The 20733-nt window shown below is 64.1% G+C and carries 21 protein-coding genes and 3 pseudogenes; 12 read left to right on the top strand and 12 right to left on the bottom strand.

Annotation, left to right across the window (positions count from 1 at the left end; all coding sequences use genetic code 11):
- The first annotated feature begins 72 nt into the window (after window positions 1–72).
- Both FGF80_RS17850 and FGF80_RS17845 read left to right on the top strand, forming a co-directional pair.
- A pseudogene (locus FGF80_RS17850) lies at window positions 73–749 on the top strand (IS6 family transposase).
- Window positions 750–1095: 346 nt separating this feature from the next.
- Window positions 1096–1596, top strand: coding sequence for a hypothetical protein (locus FGF80_RS17845; protein ID WP_138655605.1), 501 nt, complete (start codon window positions 1096–1098; stop codon window positions 1594–1596).
- 395 nt (window positions 1597–1991) lie between these two features.
- Here FGF80_RS17845 and FGF80_RS17840 read toward each other — a convergent pair whose 3' ends face one another.
- From FGF80_RS17840 to FGF80_RS17830, 3 genes are all read right to left on the bottom strand, one after another.
- Window positions 1992–2552: a class I SAM-dependent methyltransferase gene (locus FGF80_RS17840; RefSeq protein ID WP_006187339.1), complete on the bottom strand. Its 561-nt coding sequence runs from the start codon at window positions 2550–2552 to the stop codon at window positions 1992–1994.
- Window position 2553: 1 nt separating this feature from the next.
- Window positions 2554–2994 (bottom strand): DUF302 domain-containing protein, encoded by a 441-nt coding sequence (locus FGF80_RS17835; RefSeq protein WP_138655604.1) that lies wholly within the window; start codon window positions 2992–2994, stop codon window positions 2554–2556.
- Window positions 2995–3204: 210 nt separating this feature from the next.
- Window positions 3205–3465 carry a hypothetical protein gene (locus tag FGF80_RS17830; protein ID WP_049908271.1) on the bottom strand — a complete coding sequence of 87 codons (261 nt, stop codon included), beginning with the start codon at window positions 3463–3465 and terminating at the stop codon, window positions 3205–3207.
- Window positions 3466–3793: 328 nt separating this feature from the next.
- Here FGF80_RS17830 and FGF80_RS19690 point away from each other — a divergent pair.
- Together FGF80_RS19690 and FGF80_RS17820 are read left to right on the top strand one after the other, a co-directional pair.
- A pseudogene (locus tag FGF80_RS19690) lies at window positions 3794–4051 on the top strand (M20 family metallopeptidase); the annotation flags it as partial.
- Between the two features lie 245 nt (window positions 4052–4296).
- The gene (locus tag FGF80_RS17820; protein ID WP_138655603.1) at window positions 4297–5205 is read left to right on the top strand and encodes a universal stress protein; all 909 of its coding nucleotides are present in this window, start codon (window positions 4297–4299) and stop codon (window positions 5203–5205) included.
- Window positions 5206–5216: 11 nt separating this feature from the next.
- On the opposite strand, the gene FGF80_RS17815 is transcribed toward FGF80_RS17820, so the two are convergent.
- On the bottom strand, window positions 5217–6290 hold the full coding sequence (locus FGF80_RS17815) for a hypothetical protein (RefSeq protein WP_006187334.1): 1074 nt from the start codon (window positions 6288–6290) through the stop codon (window positions 5217–5219).
- A gap of 181 nt (window positions 6291–6471) precedes the next feature.
- Between FGF80_RS17815 and FGF80_RS17810 the strand changes: the two genes are divergently transcribed.
- Window positions 6472–7731 (top strand): cation:proton antiporter, encoded by a 1260-nt coding sequence (locus FGF80_RS17810; protein ID WP_138655602.1) that lies wholly within the window; start codon window positions 6472–6474, stop codon window positions 7729–7731.
- A 36-nt stretch (window positions 7732–7767) separates the two neighbouring features.
- On the opposite strand, the gene FGF80_RS17805 is transcribed toward FGF80_RS17810, so the two are convergent.
- Window positions 7768–9324, bottom strand: coding sequence for an ABC1 kinase family protein (locus FGF80_RS17805; RefSeq protein ID WP_006187332.1), 1557 nt, complete (start codon window positions 9322–9324; stop codon window positions 7768–7770).
- 148 nt (window positions 9325–9472) lie between these two features.
- Complete coding sequence (locus FGF80_RS17800; RefSeq protein WP_006187331.1) at window positions 9473–10546, bottom strand: CNNM domain-containing protein; 1074 nt, start codon at window positions 10544–10546, stop codon at window positions 9473–9475.
- 155 nt (window positions 10547–10701) lie between these two features.
- On the opposite strand from FGF80_RS17800, the gene FGF80_RS17795 reads away from it, so the two are divergent.
- Window positions 10702–13287 (top strand): calcium-translocating P-type ATPase, PMCA-type, encoded by a 2586-nt coding sequence (locus FGF80_RS17795; RefSeq protein ID WP_006187330.1) that lies wholly within the window; start codon window positions 10702–10704, stop codon window positions 13285–13287.
- Window positions 13288–13356: 69 nt separating this feature from the next.
- On the opposite strand, the gene FGF80_RS17790 is transcribed toward FGF80_RS17795, so the two are convergent.
- Window positions 13357–13839, bottom strand: coding sequence for a pyridoxamine 5'-phosphate oxidase family protein (locus FGF80_RS17790; protein WP_006187329.1), 483 nt, complete (start codon window positions 13837–13839; stop codon window positions 13357–13359).
- A gap of 298 nt (window positions 13840–14137) precedes the next feature.
- Here FGF80_RS17790 and FGF80_RS17785 point away from each other — a divergent pair, with 298 nt between their 5' ends.
- Window positions 14138–14431, top strand: a complete 294-nt coding sequence (locus FGF80_RS17785) for a DUF211 domain-containing protein (protein WP_138655601.1) — start codon at window positions 14138–14140, stop codon at window positions 14429–14431.
- Window positions 14428–15024, top strand: a complete 597-nt coding sequence (locus FGF80_RS17780; protein WP_049908269.1) for a VIT1/CCC1 transporter family protein — start codon at window positions 14428–14430, stop codon at window positions 15022–15024. The genes FGF80_RS17785 and FGF80_RS17780 overlap by 4 nt, the downstream gene beginning before the upstream one ends.
- A 99-nt stretch (window positions 15025–15123) precedes the next feature.
- Here FGF80_RS17780 and FGF80_RS17775 read toward each other — a convergent pair whose 3' ends face one another.
- The 3 genes from FGF80_RS17775 to FGF80_RS17765 all read right to left on the bottom strand — a co-directional run bounded on the left by FGF80_RS17775 (window position 15124) and on the right by FGF80_RS17765 (window position 17141).
- Window positions 15124–15573, bottom strand: coding sequence for a universal stress protein (locus FGF80_RS17775; RefSeq protein ID WP_006187326.1), 450 nt, complete (start codon window positions 15571–15573; stop codon window positions 15124–15126).
- A 113-nt stretch (window positions 15574–15686) separates the two neighbouring features.
- Window positions 15687–16112, bottom strand: a complete 426-nt coding sequence (locus FGF80_RS17770) for a universal stress protein (RefSeq protein ID WP_138655600.1) — start codon at window positions 16110–16112, stop codon at window positions 15687–15689.
- A 108-nt stretch (window positions 16113–16220) separates the two neighbouring features.
- Window positions 16221–17141: a universal stress protein gene (locus FGF80_RS17765; RefSeq protein ID WP_138655599.1), complete on the bottom strand. Its 921-nt coding sequence runs from the start codon at window positions 17139–17141 to the stop codon at window positions 16221–16223.
- Between the two features lie 167 nt (window positions 17142–17308).
- On the opposite strand from FGF80_RS17765, the gene FGF80_RS17760 reads away from it, so the two are divergent.
- Complete coding sequence (locus tag FGF80_RS17760) at window positions 17309–17866, top strand: hypothetical protein (RefSeq protein ID WP_006187323.1); 558 nt, start codon at window positions 17309–17311, stop codon at window positions 17864–17866.
- A gap of 44 nt (window positions 17867–17910) precedes the next feature.
- Here FGF80_RS17760 and FGF80_RS17755 read toward each other — a convergent pair whose 3' ends face one another.
- Complete coding sequence (locus tag FGF80_RS17755) at window positions 17911–18792, bottom strand: universal stress protein (protein WP_138655598.1); 882 nt, start codon at window positions 18790–18792, stop codon at window positions 17911–17913.
- A 194-nt stretch (window positions 18793–18986) separates the two neighbouring features.
- Between FGF80_RS17755 and FGF80_RS17750 the strand changes: the two genes are divergently transcribed.
- The 3 genes and pseudogenes from FGF80_RS17750 to FGF80_RS17740 form a co-directional block, all read left to right on the top strand.
- A complete protein-coding gene (locus FGF80_RS17750; protein ID WP_006187320.1) occupies window positions 18987–19397 on the top strand; it encodes a universal stress protein in 411 nt (136 codons plus the stop codon).
- Between the two features lie 66 nt (window positions 19398–19463).
- The gene (locus FGF80_RS17745; RefSeq protein WP_006187319.1) at window positions 19464–19883 is read left to right on the top strand and encodes a universal stress protein; all 420 of its coding nucleotides are present in this window, start codon (window positions 19464–19466) and stop codon (window positions 19881–19883) included.
- A 128-nt stretch (window positions 19884–20011) separates the two neighbouring features.
- Window positions 20012–20161 (top strand): annotated as a pseudogene (locus tag FGF80_RS17740) (SDR family oxidoreductase); the annotation flags it as partial.
- An 88-nt stretch (window positions 20162–20249) separates the two neighbouring features.
- Here FGF80_RS17740 and FGF80_RS17735 read toward each other — a convergent pair.
- Window positions 20250–20699: a pyridoxamine 5'-phosphate oxidase family protein gene (locus FGF80_RS17735; RefSeq protein WP_138655597.1), complete on the bottom strand. Its 450-nt coding sequence runs from the start codon at window positions 20697–20699 to the stop codon at window positions 20250–20252.
- Window positions 20700–20733 lie beyond the last annotated feature (34 nt).

Below are 20733 nucleotides of genomic sequence, written 5' to 3'. Positions count from 1 at the left end.
TTTGGAGTCTTGGGCACTGTCTAGTTGAGTCAGTTTGAGAAGTGAGCAGGTCGTTGAGTAACTTGCCGAGAGATGCTCGCAGACCTGCTCAGTGAGAGCTATGACGCGGATTTAGAAGAATCGTGGGAGAACGAGCGGATGGCGACGCCGTCAGGGCGTTCGCCGTCCGCCTCCATCAGACCGGTTGTTCGCTTCGAGAGACAACAACGATTCTCGCTGAATTAGGCGTTGAACGCTCTCATGGAATTGTCTGGAATTGGATAAATCGTCTGGCTGACAGCGGCTGCGACCCGCCTGAGGCGCAGCCAAAGCGGGTCGCGGTTGACGAGACCGCTGTCAAGATAAACGGCGAGTGGTCTTGGTTGTACGCTGCAATGGACACCGAGACAAAACTGATTCTTGACGTCGCGTTATTTGGTCGGCATGGCACTGATCCGGCGACTGCATTTCTGCATCGACTCGACGAGAAACACGATCTCTCCGAGGCTGAGTTTCTTATCGATCAATTCGGCTATCGGACTGCCCTCTCTCGAGTAGGATTGAGTGATCAGGTCAACTATACCGACCGAAACTCCATCGAAAAGTGGTTTCATACACTCAAAATGCGGATCGACCGCTTCCATAATTCGTGGGTGGGCAGTCGGTCGAGCGTCCGCGAGTGGCTTGAACAGCTCATGCATTACTACAACCGTCAGAGACCGCATCAAGCTCTCGACGGAAAGATGCCAGTTGAGGAGGTGCTGAACTAGACAGTGCCTACGTCAGTAAACCAGTTAGAGAACTAGATGTCAACGACGTTCATAAAGTCCTACTGTATGGCCGGTGCTGTCCGGACGCTGAGTAAGCGTTATTCGTTGATCCTGCTGAGCCAGCGTGGAACGGTGTGTAGACCTTGTCTTGATATCCAAACTTGCAGAAGAACATGCGTCAGTTCCATCGTAACGCATAATCAGAGATGAGTTCCAATATTGGATTAAGGACATGTGTGCAGCATAGACATTCCTAACAGACATTGACCTGATTCGCTCAATAGAGGCGACAACTTTCGGGCCACAATAGATTTATCACTAATGGTGTGGAATTATATTATACGTCATGTCCGCCTTCCACTCCAATAGTCCTATTAAGAGACGAGTAGCCGAACCCGTCCTCGCCGTCCTTACGATCTTCTTGGCGACTGGGATAGTCAACGAATCAGTGATTCTTTTCAACACTATTCTCGAACTGCTTTGGTTTCCAGTAGCGATACTCGTTCCGGGTCTTCTTGCCCTTTCCGTTCTGGTCGGTATGCTGGCACACGGAATCCGACTCAGTTCGACAGTTCTCGGTTCCGGAAATCGAATCCAGCCCGGTGACACGGCGATCACTCGGGTCCTCGCCTCAATTGTGCTCGGAACCCTTGCCGCGTTCACCTTGTTATGGGTCGTTGCAAGCCTGTACATCCACTATCTGGCGGACACGGGCGGTGTTTCCCCCTCAATTTGGGCACTACTGTTTGGAGGGGGACTTGGTGTCCTCGTCTTGTTACGGGCTGTGTTCTTTCAGTTATTCCCAGAAGGGCCATTCTCTCGGTTGCGTGGTCCGTCCGTTGAGTGATCCAGTTTCCAGTATCTATGCACCGGTACTGCAGCTTTCATAATCAATTATATTAGTATTAGATATAATATTTGTATCGGAAACAGAACCTCCATTTCGTGTGCATCAACTGGAGTTCTGCTGTGCGGCGGTGAGGGTGCCGCGCTGTGATTTTTTGGCGCTGTCGCCTTGGCGACACCCAGAATCCACCCCGTCACACCTTTCGACAACTCCGTTGTCCAACCACAGCCACCTCAATCGAGAAGGAAAACTGCCGTGCACCGGCTAATTTCGAATACTAGTACTATCCGTGACGTATCGGTGTGTCGATTCGAGCGACACGGGCGACGCGAGCGCGTCTCGCTCGTCGGTCCTCGAGACGCGTAGCGACTCGAGACGGGGACCTCGCCGCCCCCTCACTCGAGGGTCGCGATCATCAGGAAGGTTTCGGGGCGAACGGCCTGGTGTTCGATCGAAAACCCGGCATCGCAGAGCGCCGCTGCCGCTTCGGCGGCGGTGTAGCGCTCGTCGACTGGCGGTCCGTCCGCGCCGGAGCCGGTCGCCGCCCAGTCGACGATGACGAGTCGGCCGTCGGACGCGAGGACCCGTCGAACCTCCGCGAGTGCGTCGTCGCTCGCGAACTCGTGGTAGGTCATCGTCGCGAACGCGGCCTCGAGTGCGCCGTCGTCGAACGGCAGGTCGCTCACGTCGCTGGTCACGAGTTCGACGTTCGCCGGCACGCCTTTCTCGCGGTAGTACTCGTGCATCGCCTCCTGAACGTCGACCGCGTAGACCGCGCCGGCGTGGGGCGCGACATCGTCGGTGAAAAAGCCGGTCCCGCTGCCGAGGTCGGCGACGGTGTCGGCCGGCGAGAGCGAGAGCGCCCACAGCAGTTCCTCGGCCGAGACGAAGCAATATCGCTGCCCGGCCCGTTCCAGCTTGTCCGCTCGCTCGGCGTCGAACGTGTGGTAGCCCATGCTACAACTCCTCGAACGCGGCGTCGACGAGGTCGCCCGTCTCGGCGACGATGTCCGCCATCTCCTCGTCGTCCGGTGCCACGCCAACGAGCCGCGCGATCCGCATGATCGAGACGTGATAGACGCGCTGGCGGCCGGGTTCTTCCTCCCAGACGACGACGTTGCACGGGAAGAGCGCGCCGAGTTTCCCGTCGCTGGCCGCGAGCGCTCGGTCCGCGACCGCCGGGTTACACGCGCCGAGGACGTAATACGGGTCGCGGTCGGCGTCGACCTTCTCGTTCAACAGTTCCGACGGGGAGAACTCGACGGGAACGCCGAACCCGGCGTCGGTGAACACCTCGCGGACGTGTTCGATCGCCTCCTCGTGGTCCATCTCGAGGGTCGTCTGTGTCGCACCGATGTCGTCCGGATCGATCTGAGCGGGGTCGATAGGCAACGTCATTCGTGTACAGTATTGGGCTCGCAACGAAAAGAACTTCCGGATTTCGTCGCCAGCACGCGGCAACGGCGTGTCGTTCGTTGTCGGGCGACGGTCAGGTCCTCGATGTCGCAGGGATGCCTCCTCGACGCGGGCTGCAGTTGACTGGCGATTCGCTGACCCGATCGGCATCACGAACAGCGTGGGGCAAGCAGCCGTTGCGTGGTGCAGTCGCTACGGTCGCAACGGCAGGCTGGTTCTTCCGTCCGAGCGCATGACCTCTCTGTTGCGGTCGGGCCACTCCAGTAATCGCTCGCGAAGCAACTCTCCGTCGGCTGTTTTCGGATCGTACCCGCCGATTTTGGCAGTAAGCGTCAAGACGATCCAGCCGCCGTACCCGAGAACGACGGTCACGCCGGTCAGTACGACGACCGAGACGATCACCCTTCCGAGACGCGTTCCGAACCCCACGTCCGAATCAGTTGCCGATCCCATTGATATCACACTAGTCCGTACTACCGTTGACCTCAAAAGTGGAACGTCCGTTCTCGCCGTAAGTATCGCGACGCGAGTCGTTGCCGAGCGACAGTTCCGATTTCGATCGGACGATGTCCGTTCGTCTCGCTATACGGACCGGGAAATACAGGAATCGAACACGGCTGAATCGCGGATCTCGAAGGACCCGCCGGAATCGCCGATCGGTCACGAACGGGGACAGTCCACGGGGAGAACCATAGTTGTATAATATTGGGAATTCTACAAGATACTTTAGCCGAGGTCGCCTTACGTCCTCGAGGCGTCCGTCGTCGATCACCGCACGGCCCTGATCGACCGCACACTCGACTTGCTGACCGTCGACACGTCGAACCCGCCCGGCGACACGCGCGAACTCGTCGCCCCGCTCGAGGAGTACTTGTCCGAGTTCCCTGTCGGGGTGGAGCGGGTCGCGGTCGATCCGGCGAAGCCCACCCCCCTCGTGACGTTTCCGGGTGCGAGCGATCGAACGCTGCTGTACACCGGCCACCTCGATACGGTGCCGTTCGACGCCGACGCCTGGTCGTCACGGTCCGACCGCGAACGTGGAGGGCCGAAGACGAACTCCACGATACGGAGGTCGGTCAGCATCGCTGCTCCGAGTGCGCCGATGACCGTGGCGGAGTCGGAACGTATCCGTGCATCGGTCGTTCCGCGCTTTCGAGGGTTCCCCTCCCGTTTATTTCGGACTCCCACGTATCGGACACGCATGGAACGCTGTGAGACCGATGGACGATCGGGACGGGCAAGAATCGGACGCGACCTCTGGAACGGGACGGAGGGCGGCCGAGCATGACCACACCCGGGACGGACACGACGTTCGATCACCTGCTCTTTCCTACCGACGGCAGTGAGGGTGCGGCCGTCGCGCTCGATCACGTCCTCGATATCGCCGCCGACCACGGGTCGACGGTTCACGTCCTCACCGTGATCGATATGGCGCTGTACAGCCCGTTTCAGCGGGAGGGTGCCGTCGTCGACGCCCTCGAGCAGGAGGGCGATCGGATCGTCCGCGATGTCGCTGACCGCGCGGCGGACCGTGGAGTCGAGACGGTCACCGAGGTCGAGTCCGGAAATCCGTATCAGGTGATCATTGACTACGCAGCGGCACACGATATCGATCTCACTGTCATGCCGACGCACGGACGGCGCGGACTCGAGCGGTTCCTGCTGGGGAGTACCACCGAGCGAGTCGTCAGACGCGCGGACGGCCCCGTGCTGACGATCCGGCCGGACGCTGAGACCGCGGTCACGTACCCGTACCGACGCGTGCTGGCTCCGACCGACGGCAGCGAGTGTGCGAAGGACGCGGTCGAGATGAGCGTCGACATCGCGGGCACGACTGGCGCAGCGTTGCACCTTCTTACCGTCGTCGACGCCGTCAGCGTCGGTGTTGACGTCCGCTCGGAGATCAAGACGGCGATGCTGGAAGCGGCCGCGGACGAGATCCTCGACGAGGCATTGTCGATCGCCGAAACGAACGGCGTCGAACCGGCCGCCGAAACGGTCGCGTATGGGTCGTCGGTCACCGAGGAGATCCGATCACAGATCGAGGCTCACGACATCGACCTCGTAGTCGTCGGGACACATGGCCGGACGGGCTTCGATCGGTACGTACTCGGCAGCATCACCGAACACCTCGTTCGAACGGCTCCGGTTCCCGTCCTGACGGTTCGCGAATCGACGGCGGCGGACTCGTAGTCGCGTTCGTCTCAACCGGGGACGACCACCAACGCGAACGGAACGGCGACGAGCATCGCGACGAACACCGCAAACGTGCGATTGTTTTCGAGGAGGGCGTTCTGAACCTCCTCGAGAAACGCGTAGTAGGCGTCGTAGACCGAGAGTGCTGCGATCGTACTGACGGCCGCCGCGCCGAAGAGGAGCAGGACGATCGCGATCCCCGCACCGGACTCGAGGATGAGAGCGACCAACAGGGTATCGGTGAGCGTTCCGAGACTGGCACCCATGACGTACGGGACGATCTCGTCTCGACGGATGTACCCCCGATTGTAGATCGGGACGATGACGCCCATCGAGAACGCCACGCTCGTCGTTACGGCGGTGACGGCAAATCCGAGACCGAGCGACAGCCAGCGGTGCTGGAGGAAGACGAACACCTGCTCTCTGAGCCAATCGACGGAGACACGGTTTAACAGGGTATCTAACAGGTGAAAGCTCCCAACGAGAACGAGCATCGCCACCAGGGCGCTGGGGGCCGCGCCCAACTGGTCGATCATCGCGGTTGTGAGCGGTTCGAAAAGACCGACGCCGCCCGCGCGACCGTCGATGGGCACATCGCGTGCCCACGCACTCCGCTCGGTCACCCGGATCACGGCCGTCCCGATCACCGTCGCCGGGGCGTAGATCGTCACATTGACGAGGAACGTCAATGTCCCGAGCCGCATCGCTTCGGGGAGCGAATACGACGGTGCGCGGAGGAACTCCAGTGCGCCGATCAGCAGGATGATCCCCGGAGCGCCGAGGCGGGAACCCGAAACGAGCAGAAACAGCTCGAGGACGGTAATCAGATCGGCCGAGAACAGCGAAAGTGCGATCGCTGCGACGATCGAGCCGTTCAACAGCACGTACGCGGAGAGCCAGCTCATCCCGACGTACGAAAGCGGGTCCATTTGCCGGGTTAGAACGGGGCGGACGACCGACGAGAGCGTCTGCAGCGACGCGCTCAACAACTGGATGGCGAGGAAAAACGAGACCACCGCGACGCAACCCAGAACCGCGAAGCGAACCGATCGAAACGATACTCGACTTGAACTCAGCTCCATCGGGGCACGGTACAGGAGACGGAGATAAAACAATGTGTGGCCGGGGCGACAGTTCGCAGTACAGCGTGAGTAGCCGAGATGCGACCGTGAGACGGCGACTGGCACCGAGCCGAAGAGACAGCGCCGCGACCCGCTCCGCGCCGCGTCAGCGGTTACCGGTCCGTTTTTCGAGTTCGAATCCATGACTGCCGTTCTCGAGACCCTCGTCCAGGTGTGTGGCCTGCTCGCGATCGCACTGGCGGTCAGAGTCGTCGTCGACGCCTGGCTCGACGTGCCGTACGCGGTGCTCCTCGTTCTGGTCGGGGTCGTGATCTCGCTGCTTCGTATCGATATCGGCCTCCGGCTCTCGACGGACGTCATCATTGGGTTCGTCCTGCCGATAATTCTGTTCGATGGGGTCGTCGAACTGGACCGAACGGCGCTGCGCGAGAACGTCGCGGTGCCGCTCACGCTGGTCGTCCTCGGAATTCCGCTGGCGGTCGTGCTCCTGGGACCGATCATCGACCTCGCGTTCGGGCTGTCGATCGGGGTGTCGCTGTTGCTCGCTGCGATCCTCGTCCCGACCGATCCGGTCGCCGTCCTCTCCGTGTTCGAGGAGTTGGATGTCCCCGAGCGGTTGACGATCGTCATCGACAGTGAGAGTTTGTTCAACGACGGCGTCGCGATCGTCATCGTCGACGTGATACTCGCGCTCCTTGCCGCGGGGACGGAGCCGATGTCGGGGCTCGAGATCGCCGAGTTCGTTATCACGGACCTCCTCGTCGTCAGCCTCGGCGGGTTCCTCCTCGGGTGCGGCCTCGGATACGGAGCTACGCGGTTCATCCACCGGCTCCCCGAGCGAATGGCGATCCTGCTGGTCACGGTATTAGTCGCGTACGGAAGCTACGTCCTCGCCGAGAGCGGCGGCGTGAGCGGTATCCTCGCGACGGTCGGAGCGGGACTGTTCGTGAAACTGGACGCCGACGACGGTATCGGCCCCGACGCGGTCGAGTTCGTGCGCGATATCTGGTCGGGCGGCGCGTTCCTGCTGTCGACGGTCGTCTACGTACTTATCGGGGTCCAGGTTCCGATCGACACACTCACCGTTTACTTGCCGGCGGCGCTGCTCGTCGCCGTGTTCGTGTTGCTCGTCCGGGCCGTAGTCGTCTACGTCCTCGTCGGGGCGGTCAACGAAATCGTCTCGAGGCCGCTGCCCCGCAGCTACCAGCACGTCCTCGTCTCGGGCGGGTTACACACCGTAGTCCCGATCGCGCTGGCGCTCGGGCTCCCGCCGTGGGTTCCCCACCGCGAGTTCGTTCAGGCGGTCGTCTTCGGCGTCGCGATCATCGGTGCGCTCGTCCAGGGGACGCTGTTACCGTCCATCCTTCGAGCCATCGGACTCGGGGAACGCGCGACGGGAGTTGCGGAGCCGTCGTCGCGTCGTAACGGAGACAGCCCGTAGCGCCGTTCGGTGAGCGGACGAACGACCGTCGCGCCGCTACCGGTGGACGTATCGCCCGAGAAACGCGACCGCCAGCACCGCGCTCGCGACCTCGAGTGGCTGTTCGTGAAACGTCAGGACGGCGGTGGCGACGATCAGCGCACTGGCGATGATCGCGTCCCCAGCCGCGGCGACCCCACCGTTCGTCGGCTCGATGGGGTCGGTTCTGACGACGAGTTCACCCCGCTCGAGTTGGCCGAAGACGGTATCGAACCGTGCCGGGGCACGTGCCAACGCGGGCGCTGAGTCTTGCAGGTCGGTCCGGACGTCCTCGAGCAGCGCTTCGACTTCGCTCTCGATGACGCCCTGTTCGACGAGGAACGATCGCGTGACGGCGATAAAATCGAACTCCGGATCGAGGGTTCGGCAGACGCCTTCGCCGACTGTCCCGACTCGCACGAGCAACATGACGTTCGGCGGAATCCGAAACGGAAACTCGTGGAGCGTCGCGAAGAGTTCGGTGATGATCTCCCGCCAGGAGACGTCCGCCTTTCCTTCGAGGTTCTCGATGACCAACTCGAGGACCCGCCGGACGGCGACCCGATCGACCGACCGATCGAGCACGTCGAGTGCGATCAGCGTGTTCAACAGGCCGTCGACATCGCGGCGGACGAGGGTCCGATAGAGACTCGTGATATCGTCCTGTTCCTGCTGCGTGAGCCGCTGGCTCATCCCGTAATCGTAGATGACGAGTCGGCCGTCGTCGGTCACCGCGAGGTTGCCGGGGTGTGGGTCCGCGTGGAAGACGCCGTCGACGAGGCCCATCTGCAGGTACGTGCGGGCGATCAGCGTCGCCATCTCGGTCGGTTCGATACCGACGTCGGCGAGCACGTCCTCGTCGGTGATCTTCTCGCCGTCGACATGCTCCATCGCGACGATGCGCTCCGAGCAGAGTTCGGGGTACGTCGTGGGGACGACGACCCGCTCGTCGTCCGCGAAGTTGTCCTCGATCGTCGCCATGATCGATGCCTCGCGCTCGAAGTCCAGTTCCTCGAGAATGATCTCCTCGAAGTCGTCGGCAACGTTCTCGATCGAATACCGCTGGCGTTCGTCGGCGAACGTCACGAGCAACGGCACGAGTCCCCTGATAACCCGCAGATCGCGCTCGATCACTGCGGCGAGACCGGGACGCTGGACTTTCAGGGCGATCCGCTCGCCCTCGTAGTCGACGGTGTAGACGAACGCGAGCGAGCCGCCGGCGACCGGCTCGAGGGTGTCGAGATCGAGGTCATCGCCGAGTTCCGATTCGACGACCGTCAGCGGATTCCCGCCCGCGTCCTCCGGGACCTCGTCCTGTAACGTGGCGAACGCCTCGACGTACGTCGGGGGCACGATATCGGGCCGCGTCGACAGCACCTGCCCGACTTTGATGAACGCGGGGCCGAGCTCGAGCATCGTCTCGGTGAGCCGGTCGGCACGGTCGCGGTGGACATCGGCCGGCACGTGTCGGGGCGGCCCGAACAGCAGGAACCGTCGCCGATCCCTGAGAAACGCGATCGCGACGGGAAGGAACCGAAGGAGAACCTGCAGGTAGCGGCGATAGTAGCCCGTCATGTATCGGCGACTCGATACGAGATCAATTGCTCGTCCATACCCCGCCTTCGAACACCGGCCACAAATATGGCGGTGACCCGTCGGACGCGACCGTGAGCCGAGCAGCGCTCGGTGCGTCCGCCGGACGAGGCCGCTGACTGTGTCGGCGTCACTGTCGTCCCTCCGACAGGATGTCGGTCCCGTCGAGCGGATCGTCGAAATCGCCGACCAGCGCCTCGAGGGCGTCGGTCGCCGTCAGCAGACCGACGACGTCGCCGTCGGCTTCGACGAGCGCGAGTTCCTGCTGTGCCGCCTGCAGTTCGTCGATCGCGTCGCTGACGTGCATGTCGGCCGGAATCGTCATCGGCGGGGTCGCGATGTCCGCGAACGACACGTCGCCGGTCCGCAGGTCGTCGATCCGGTCGACGACAGTCGGCGCGTAGACGATCCCGACGAACGTCGCGAGCGTCCCCTCGATCAGCGGAAACCGGGTATGGGAACTCGAGCCGATCCGGTCGACGTTCTCCTCGACCGACGCGGTCGTCGAGAGAAACGTGACATCCTCGACGGGGGTCATCTCGTCCGTGACCGGCCGGTCACCGACGGTCAACGCGTTGATGATCTCCTCCCGGCGGTCGGCGGGGACATCGCCCCGTTCGAGGACCGACGCGAGTCGATGCCGGAGTTCGGCCCGCGTCTCGATGATTTTGGTTTCGGTCTCGAGCCACGCACCGGTCATCTCGACCCCGAACCGACGCAGCGTCCACTTCGCGACGGCGTCTCCGAACCAGATCACGGGCGAGAGGAGTTGTGCGAACCAGTACAGCGGCGTGGCACCGTACCTGGCGACGAACTTCGTTCGCTCGACGCCGAGGTAGGTCGGCGTCTGTTCGCCGTGGGTGAGGTGGAGAAGGTTGATGATGACGAACGCGAGGATGGCACCTGCACCCGCGGAGGCGAGTGCGGTGTTCTCGAAGACGGGACGGACGAGCGTCGCGAGGGCCGGTTCGGCGACGATGCCGACGGCGATGCTCGTCCCGCTGATTCCCACCTGACAGCTGGTCAGGTAGATCTCGAGGTCGTTGGTCATCTCCCACGCCCGTCGCAGTCCCGGTTCGTCGAAGGCTGACTCGGAATACTGACGGACCCGGGTGAGCGCGAACTCGATCGCGACGAAGAAGGCGTTCGCCAGGATGAGTCCAATGCCGGCGACCAACCGGACTCCGATTTCGAGCGGTTCCATTCGATCGACGGTTCGCCGGCGGGTCGTATAAAAACGCTGTTACGTCCCACCGGGATGGAACTGCGGCCACCACCGTCGTCGCCGCGGGCCTCCCGCGTCTCAGTGGCTCGGCCCGGCGTGTACAGCTATATGGGTCCGGAATGAACTCCCCGGTAGTGTCCGAAAAGCCACACGAACTCCCGGCCGAGCGCGTCGTCTCCTCCCTCGAGTCCCGAACCGACGGACTGACCGGCGACGAGGTACGGCGGCGACGCGAGGCGCACGGCGAGAACGACATCGTTCGGGGCGGCGGCCGATCGCCGGTCGACATCTTTGTCGCGCAGTTCAACAGCGCCCTGATCTGGGTGTTGCTGGCCGCGGCCGGCCTCTCGGTCTGGGCCGGGCACGCCGTCGACGCGATCCTGATCACGATCATCGTCGTGGCGAACGGGGTCTTCGGCTTCGTCCAGGACTACCGGGCCGAGCGGAGCCTCGAGTCGCTGCGGGAGTTGGCCGCACCGACGGCGACGGTTCGACGCGACGGCGAGGTGCGACCGATCGATGCGACGGGGCTCGTCCCGGGCGATATCGTCGTCCTGCGCGGTGGCGATGTCGTCCCCGCGGACGGGCGGCTCCTCGAGACGTCCGATCTCGAGGTCGACGAGGCGTCGTTGACGGGTGAGAGCGTTCCGGTTTCGAAGTCGCCGTCGCCGGTCGAGTCGGGGACCCCGCTCGCGGAGCGGGCCAGTATGGTCTACAAGGGGACGAGCGTCACCCGCGGGAAGGGTGTCGCGGTCGTTACCGGGACGGGAATGGAAACCGAAGTCGGCGGAATCGCTCGGGAACTCGCCACGACCGAGGCGACGCGGACGCCGTTGCAGGACGAACTCGACGAACTGGGTCGGACCCTCGGACTCGGTGTCATCGTCCTCGCGGCGCTGGTCGCGCCGCTGTTGTTCCTCCGCGGAACGGCCGCGATCCAGGCCGCACTGACCGCGGTCTCACTGGCCGTCGCGGCGATTCCGGAGGGGTTGCCGGCCGTGGTCACGCTCACGCTCGCGCTCGGCGTCCGGAAGATGTCCGCGGAGAACGCGCTCGTCCGGCGGCTCCCCGCGGTCGAAGCGCTGGGTGCCGTCGACGTCGTCTGTACCGACAAGACGGGCACGCTCACCCAGGGGCGGATGACCGTCAGCAGGCTCTGGGTCAACGATGCGGTCGTCGACCTCGACTCGGGGGAGACCGACGGGGACGAGATCGGTGGGGATGGCGTCGGCGACCGCGAGGACCTCCTCCTCGAGATCGGCGCGCTCTGTAACGACTCGACGCTCGAGGACGGCGATCCGACCGAGCAGGCGCTGCTCGCGGCCGCGGACCGCCGCGGACTCGACGTCGACGGGCGTCGGGAATCGAACCCGCGGACCGACGAGGTGCCGTTCTCCTCGGACCGGAAGTGGATGGGAACCGTCCACGACGACATCGGCTACGTCAAGGGCGCGCCGGAAGTCGTCATCGAGCACTGCGATCGGATTCTGACAGCTGCTGGGCCGAAACCACTGACTGACGAGCGCCGCGAGCGCGTCGAGACGACGGTTCGGGCGTTCGGCGACGACGCGCTCCGGGTGCTGGCGATGGCCTACCGCGAACCGGTCACAGATGCCGACGACCTCGCCGACGGGCTGACGTTCGTGGGGCTGACCGGGATGATCGATCCGCCCCGTGAGGAGGTCGCCGACGCGATCGCCCGGACGACGCACGCGGGGATCGGCGTGAAGATGGTAACCGGCGACAACGTCCGGACTGCACGGGCGATCGCCGACTCGCTGGGGATCGGGACCGCCGTGCTCGAGGGCGACGAGATCGAACGACTGGACGACGAAACGCTCCGGGATCGGGTCGACTCCGTCGACGTGTTCGCGCGAACGACGCCGGAGCACAAGGTGCGCATCCTCCAGGCGTTACAGAAGCGGGGAAACGACGTCGCGATGACGGGCGACGGCGTCAACGACGCGCCGGCGCTGAAAAACGCCGATGTCGGTGTGGCGATGGGGATTCGCGGGACGGAGGTCGCCAGACAGGCGTCGGACATCGTCCTGTTGGACGACGACTACGCGACGATCGAACGCGCCGTCGAACGCGGACGAGGGATTTTCGACAACATCTGGAAGTTCGTCGCCTACCTCCTGAGTGCGAACGTCGCCGAGGTTGCGATCGTCTTCCTCGCCTCGCTGTCCGGCTACCTCATCCTGCCGGCCGTGCAGTTGCTGTGGATCAACCTCCTGACCGACGGGTTGCCGGCGCTGGCGCTGGGTGCCGATCCGGTCAGCGACGACGTGATGGATCGACCGCCGCGCGATCCCGATCGGAGCATCATCGATCGGCCGATGCTCGGGCTGATCGGCGGCACCGGAGCCGTCACCACGGTCGTCGTCCTCGCGCTGATGTTCTACACGCTCGCTGGCGCTCCCACGGTGACGGCGTACGCACTGACGATGGTCTTTACGGCGTTCGTCTGCCTCGAGTTCGTGAAACTCTACGTCGTTCGTTGGCTGCGCGAAACGCCGACGCTGTCGAACCCGTGGCTCGCAGCCGCCGTCGCGAGTTCGATCGCCCTCCAACTCGGCGTGCTATACACGCCGCTCACTCGGTACTTCGGGACCGTCCCGCTCGAGGTGGCGGACTGGGGACTCATCGGCATCGTCCTCGCCCTGTGTCTCCCAGCGTACGTCGCGGTCGGCGTGCTCGTCCGGCGGATGGATCGGTGATCCCGTCGCGGCCGTAAAAAGCGGTGCGGGCGATTCCGCGGCGATCGCACAGCGGAGCCCCAACCACCGTTACTCGTCCCTGCTCGATCGCTGGTCGAACGACGGTGCCTGCAGGTCGTGTCTCACGCCCGTCCGTTCGTCGATCCGGAACTCGTACAAGCGAGTTGCCTCCGTCTCGCTCGCCGTCTCGATCACTTCCGGCTGCCAGGCTGGGGTCCGAGATTCCGGGAGCGTTTCCCGTTTCGCTTCGGGAAGGCGTCGGATCGTCCCCGTCAGGAGGACGCTTTGCCAGTGAAACATCTCGGCCCGGTACACGAGAAAACTGGCGGTCGTCGCCTGGTCGGAGAGGGCCGCTTTCCGGCTCTGGGACCCGACGACGTACCAAAAGTAGAGTCGCGAGTCCCCGTCAAAGCCATACGACATCGGAAGGAGGTACGGCCCGTTCTCCGTGGGGAGTCCGAGAACGCCCTGGCTTTGAATCGTGAGGAATTTCGTTACCGCTTCCTCGTCCATCTGTTCCATGCCGTAGCCGCCGAGTTCATCGATCGTCATCCGTATGCCGGACTACAGCACCGCGGGATATAATTCGTCTATCGGCTCGCCTGTCATTCAGCACCAGCGATAGCCGCCGAACCGGCAGGTGCTCGGTGACCGCGGGCACCCCGTCGCGATCCGTCCGCGAACTCCCGACCGGAGTGCCGGACGGTCGGAGCCGATTTCCCGGGTCGAAACGCTCGAGGCTCGAGCGACCGGACGCGAACCCGCTTGGGAGCCAGTGTTGGCGCACGTCGTGATCCGATCCGGGACCCGCCCCCTGCCACTAAGGCCGTCGAAGTCGACCGACCACACCATGACCACCGCGATCAAACGCCTCGTCCTGGATGTCATGAAGCCACAGGAGCCGGACATCCTCGAGTTCGCCGACGCAGCGGCCGACTGCGCGGGTGTTGCCGGCGTCAACGCCGTCCTGGTCGAGACCGACCGCGAGGTCCAAAACCTCAAACTCACGATCGAAGGCGACGCTATCGACGCGGCCGAGCTCGAGGGGGCCATCACCGACCTCGGCGGGACGGTGCACTCGGTCGACCAGGTCGTCTGCGGCGAGCGTCTCGTCGAACAGCGCGGAACGCCCCAGGATCGGTGAGCGACGTGCCGTCGCTCCGCGACCGCCTCGATGCCATCCACGGTCTTCTCGCGGACGAGGAGGTCAGATCGATCTCGCGGCGGTACTTCATTTCCAACGGGTTCGACGGGACGCTGACGAGCATCGGCGTCGTCGTCGGCGCGTATCTGTCGGGCGTGACCGACGGTCTCACCGTGATCACGATCGGCCTCGGCGCGGCTGTCGGGCTGTGTACGTCGGGCGTCTGGAGCGTCTGGGAGATCGAACGCGCCGAGAAACAGGCCGAACTACTCGAACTCGAGCGAGCGATGCTGACCGAGCTCGAGGACACGACGGTCCAGCGGCGACGAGCGGGCGCGCGCAAGATCAACGCGATCGCGAGCGGGATCGGCCCGCTCATCGGTATCCTCCTGCCGCTGGGACCGTTTCTCGGTCAGGGCGTCATCTCCATGCTCGAGGCGACGCTGCTCGCTATCGGCGTCGGCGTCGCCGTGCTCTTTACGTTCGGTGCGTACCTCGGCTCGATATCGAAACAGAACTGGATCATCGCCGGCGTCAGGATGGGGCTTGCGGGACTCGTCGTCGCGGTTCTGAACCTGTTTGTGCCCGGTTGATGCCTGACACCCGAGGTCGGAGAGTGTCGGCATCGATCGCCGGCAACTCGTGAGCGGCGTAGAAACCGATCCCTGGGCGGGTGACGACGGCCGACCAGTTCAGTCGCGGACGACGGTAACGGAGACCGGCGATCTGCGGACGACCATTTCGGTCACGCTGCCGAGCAGCAGTCGGGTTGTGCCCGTTCGTCCGTGGCTGCCCATGACGATGTGATCGATCCCGCTCTCCTCGGCGTAGTCGACGATTTCGCGAGCGGGCGCACCGACTGCGGTTTCGGTCTCGAACTCGCCACCGTAGTCGCTCGCCAGTTCGCGCGCGTCGTCGAAGATCTTCTCTTCCTCTTCGGTCGCCCGCTCGTACCACTCGTCGGAACCGCGGGGCGGTTCGGTTTTGACGGTGACATCGGTCGGAGAACTGTACCCGGGGTCAGTGGGATCGAGGACGTGGAGCGCGACGACCGCGGCAGCGTCGAATTCCTCGAACGCGAACTCCAGTGCTCGGTTGGACAGCGGCGATCCGTCGACGGGAACCAGTAGGTGCCGAGACATCGAACTGGCGTACCTCGCGGAGTCTCAAAATACTATCCGGGCATCTCGAGTCGAACCGAAGCACCAGTGTGTCGGTGTGAACGCGGGAGGTGGGTCTGCTGCCTGTAACACGGCTACCGGACGACGATGACGGGGATCGGCGACCGGCGGACGACGTTTTCCGCGACGCTGCCGAGCAGGATACGCGAAATTCCCTCACGGCCGTGGCTTCCGATGACGATCGTGTCGTACGCTCCCGTCTCCGCCAACTCGACGATCTCGTGATCTGGTTTCCCGGTCGCGATCTCGGTCTCGATATCGCGATCGTGATCCGCGGCGACTTGGGACGCTTCATTGATGATATTGCGCCCGATATCGTGGGCCTGGTCGATATCGGGACCCCGTGCGTCGGAGTCCGGGAACGCTCCCCAGTACCCGTCCGGGACGGGGACGACGTACAGGGCGACGACATCCGCGTCGGGGAACTTCTCGAGGGCGTACTCGAGCGCGTCGGTCGCCGGTTCGGACCCATCGTACGGAACGAGGAGGCGGTCACCCATATGTCTCGTCACGCGATCCAGCGACATAATACCGTGACCGGCTGTGAATCCTTGGAGGCGCTTCGACAGGAGCAGTCACCGCCGGCCGAGCGTCCGGGTCGGCGTCTCTCACTCGCCGCTCATCGGAACGCAAACCACCGGTCGCTCGGCGTTCCGGACGACGGTTTCCGTGACGCTGCCGAGGAAGTGGCGTTCGAACCCGGAACGGCCATGCGTTCCCATCGTGATGAGATCGATCTCGTTGTCGGCGGCGTAGTCCAGGATGACCCTCGCCGGCGGCCCCGTTGCGATGGTTCCCGCGAGGCTGACGCCGCGCTCTCGCGTGTGTTCCCGAACCGTCTGAAGCGCCTCCTCGCCGGGTTGCTCGAGGTCGGCCAGCATCTCACCGGGGTCCATCTGCGGCGAGAAGCGACTCGTCTCGACCGAATAAATCGCGTGCACCATCGCATCGAAGGCCGCCGCGAGCCTGCTCCCCCAGTCGACGGCGACCGCCGCCCCGTCGCTCCCGTCGGTCGGCAAGAGCACGTTCTCGACGGTGGACTCGGTAAGCCGCGACTCACTCGCCGCCGGCGGCACGACAAGTACCGGGACGCCGACGCTCCGGAGGACGTTTTCGGTGACGCTCCCGAGAACGACGCGCGTGAGGCCAGTGCGGCCCGTGGTCCCCATCGCGATCGCATCGATGTCCCGTGCGTCGACGTAGCGGTCGATAACCCGAAACGGCGTTCCCCGTTCTGTGGCCGTCGTGACCTCGAGCCCCGGTTGTCGGTTCCGGACCATCGTCGCGACGGACTCGACGGCCGACTCGGCGTCGGCCTCGAGCGCGGCCCGCTGCTCGTCGGCAGCCGACGCGGACTCGAGCGCGGACGAGACGCTATCGATCACCGACGTCTCGATGACCGAAAGAACGTGAACGGTCGCATCGGCCATCGCGGCGAGATCGACGCCGCGTTTCGCCCCCGCGAGAGCGCCGTCGCTGCCGTCCGTCGGCAGGAGGATCGAGTCGATCGCATCGAAGGTCGGTGACATAGCCGTTCGTTCACCAGCTCGCTGATTAACTGTAGGGGGTGAGGGTCGACACGTAGGACCGTTCGTGGTCGGCCTCGACCGTCCGGCAGCAAAACGGCACGACCGTCCGTGGTCGGGACCGGGCCGATACGCCTATGTGTGCCGCATAACCACTACGAATTGAAACGATGACGGCATCGGCCGAACGCACGGCACAGCGCGGACTCCGGTGTACGTTGCTCGCGGTGTTCGTCGTCGGCGTGCGACGGCGCGATCCGGGTGCGGTCGTAAACGCCATCGTCGCCGCGATCGGAACGTGTCTGCCGGATTTCGCCGAACGAGCGTACGGTATCGAACTCCGTCCGTGGCAGCGTCTGTACGTGCGGCTCGGAATGGTCACCCACGCCGTCGGCATGCTCGGCCCGTACGACGACGTGTGGTGGTGGGATCACCTCACGCATACCCACTCCTCGTCGATCCTGGCCGGTGCCGTGTTCGCGCTCAGTCGGCACCGCGGTCGCGACCCCGGTCCCCGGGTCGTCGCCGTCGTCGTCTGTCTCGGACTCCTCTGGGAACTCCTCGAGTATGCCGTTCACTCCGCGGGAAACCGTCTCGGACTCGAGCCGGTACTCGTCTCGTACGGGCCGAAAGACACCGCCCTCGACCTCGTCTTCGATCTGGTCGGTGCGCTTCTAGTACTCGCGTTCGGTGATCGGATTCTCGGCGATCTCGCGGCCGACTCGTGAGCATCGACCCGGCGATCGCAACGGACGGGACGGCGGATCGGGGACTACGACTGCGTTACGACCAGTATGGGAACGTCGACGCTCCGAATGAGCGTCGTGGTGACGCTGCCGAGGACTCGGCGACCGAGATTCGATCGCCCGCGAGCCCCCATGACGATGAGGTCGATACCGGCATCGTCGACGTACTCGCGGATGCCGGCCGCGACGCCGTCGAACGACATCGTCCGCACGACAGCGGTCGTGACGGCAGGCGCGACGGCACCGATCTCCGTCGCCGCGTCCTCGACGACCGCCTCGCCGTCCGCCTCGAGTCGATCGACGAAGTCCCGCTCGAGCCCACCGACATCGAATGCACCGCCCGCAGCCTGCAGATCGACGATGTTGAGCACGTGGGCGGTCGATCCGTACTGCCGTGCGACCGCGGCACCGTGTTCGGTAGCGAGCGCTGCGGTATCGCTTCCGTCAGTGGGGACGAGCAGATCCGAGTAGTCGGTCGTCGCATCCGCAGCACCCGTCGGGACGACGAACACGGGAACGTCGCTTCGGCGGAGCAGTCGCTCCGTGACGCCGCCAAGGAGTCGCTTTCCGAGCCCCGTTAGCCCCTGTCTGCCGATGACGAGCAGGTCCGCGTCTCGCTCGGCCGCGTAGTCGGTGATCCCATCGGCGGGCGTTCCCTCTCTCAGTGCCGTCGTCACTGGTTGGCCGATCGCGGACGCAAGCGCCTCGACTTCCTCGAGCGCGGCGTTACCGCGCTCGTGAAGCCGCGTCTTCTCGTCGGCGGAACGCGAGAGACGGAGCGACTTCCGCTCGACGACGTACAAGACGTCGACGGTCGCGTCGACGGCACGGGCGAACTCGAGCCCGCGTTCCGCCGCCCGCTTGGCCTCGTCGCTCCCGTCGACGGCGATCAAAAGTCGGTCGTACATACCCGTCCTTCGACACCCACGGTCTTCGTTCTTCGCCAGCGGGCGAGACGGGACCGTCGCCAGCGACGACTCGACCGGACTCGAGTCAGCCAGCGAACCGCGCGGTGTACTCGTCGGACGGGACGGGTGAGACATGTATGGTCGCTGACCGCTGTAAGCTATATATTCGGCCCTGGTGTGAAGGACTGACGACGATGTACGACACGATCCTCGCGGCAACGGACGGAAGCGACGCCGCAAACCGCGCGGTCGACCACGCGATCGATCTCGCCTCGTCGTTCGACGCCGACTTCCACGCGATCTACGTCGTCGATACGACGCGGTACGGGCAAGCGGTGCTGTCCGGATCCGACGGTGCCCTCGAAGACCTCGAGCAACGGGGCGAGGAGATCCTCGACGACGTCGCCGCGCGATCGGACATCGACGTCACATCCGAAATACGACGGGGGCGGCCGGACGAGGAAATCGACACCTATGCTGCGGCTATCGCGGCCGACCTCGTCGTGCTCGGCAACCGCGGACTGGGGTCAGGCCCCGACCAACAACTGGGTAGTATCGCCGAACGAGTCGTTCGGAACACCGGCCGACCGGTGATCACGGCCTGATCGGAACGTGTCACCGGTCGCGGTGAAAGGTATATCACCGGCTCCGGTGTGTGTCAGCGTGGTTCGATGTACGACACGATTCTCGTTCCGACCGACGGGAGCGATCCCGCGAACCGCGCCGTCGAACACGCCCTGGCGATCGCAGATCGATACGACTCGAGGGTACACGCGCTGTACTGCGTGGAGACCCACCGGTACGGGGAGCCAGCACTGAGTAGTACGGCGATCGTACTCAACCAACTCGAGGAACAGGGGCAGGCGATGCTCAAGGAGTTGGGCAACCGCGCGGATAACGCCGGTATCGAGTGTACGTGGGACGTCTGCCACGGTCGCCCCTGGGAGGAAACGTTCAAGGCCGCTGACGAACTCGATGCCGATCTCGTCGTGATCGGCTATCAGGGACAGAGCCACGCGCGGACCGAACGGATCGGTAGCGCAGCCGAACGCATCGTCCGATCGGCGGATCGGCCAGTGTTAACCGCGTGAGGACGGGCTATCGTAGCAACTGACAATCACTGCACACCAGATCGCCCGACGGCGTTGCGATCAGTGTGTGAATCGTTTCAGTTGCGACTATAGGTCCCCGTCGCAATCCGCGGCCCACCTCGAGCGAACTCGAGGCGTTCACGCAAGCGATCCCGTCGCGCCGGATCGGAGACCCCGAGGATATCGCGGGCGCTGCGGTGTTCCTCGCGAGCGATCTCTCGAGGGACGTAAACGGAGAGTCACTCGTCATCGACGGCGGGGACACGCATACCGAATAACTGGACCCGGCCGAAACGCACACTCAGGGTCGGCGATCCCTCCATAGTCGTCCGCACACGCTGGCGGGCTTCACGCCGTATCCCGTCGCTACAGGTCGGTCTTCGTTTCTTTCCGTCCCGTCATGGTCGCAGGCTCGAGGCTGAAATACCGGAACGTCGTTTCCCTCGGCGGTCGCTCGAAAATGTCGACGAGCGGGATTTCGATCGACCACATTCCCTGTATCTCGGCGGATTCGTACGGCGCATCGGAAACGGACGAGAGCTGTCCAGTGGCGACGACGCTTCGCCAGCCGTCGTCGGTCTCACGGTGCGTGACGAAGGAGACGTGCCCGTCTACGAGTGCCTCTTTTCTGCTATCCTGTGGGAAGGAGAGCCGGTAATAGAACCGCTCGACCTCCGCACTGTATCCGTAGGACACGGGTATCGAGACGGGCGGTTCGTCCGGTTCCGTAGCGAACGAAATGACGCCCGTTCCGCCTCGGCCGAGGAATTCGTTGATCTCATCCTCGCTCATTCGAAGCCAGCGCAAGTTCTGCATACTGTCGTGGATGATAGCGGGATAAAAAGTACCA

The organism is Natrinema pallidum (genome assembly GCF_005890195.1).
GTDB classification, from domain to species: Archaea; Halobacteriota; Halobacteria; order Halobacteriales; family Natrialbaceae; genus Natrinema; species Natrinema pallidum.
The sequence above is the reverse complement of the archived record's forward strand: the minus strand, read 5'-3'. Positions and strand labels throughout refer to the sequence as shown.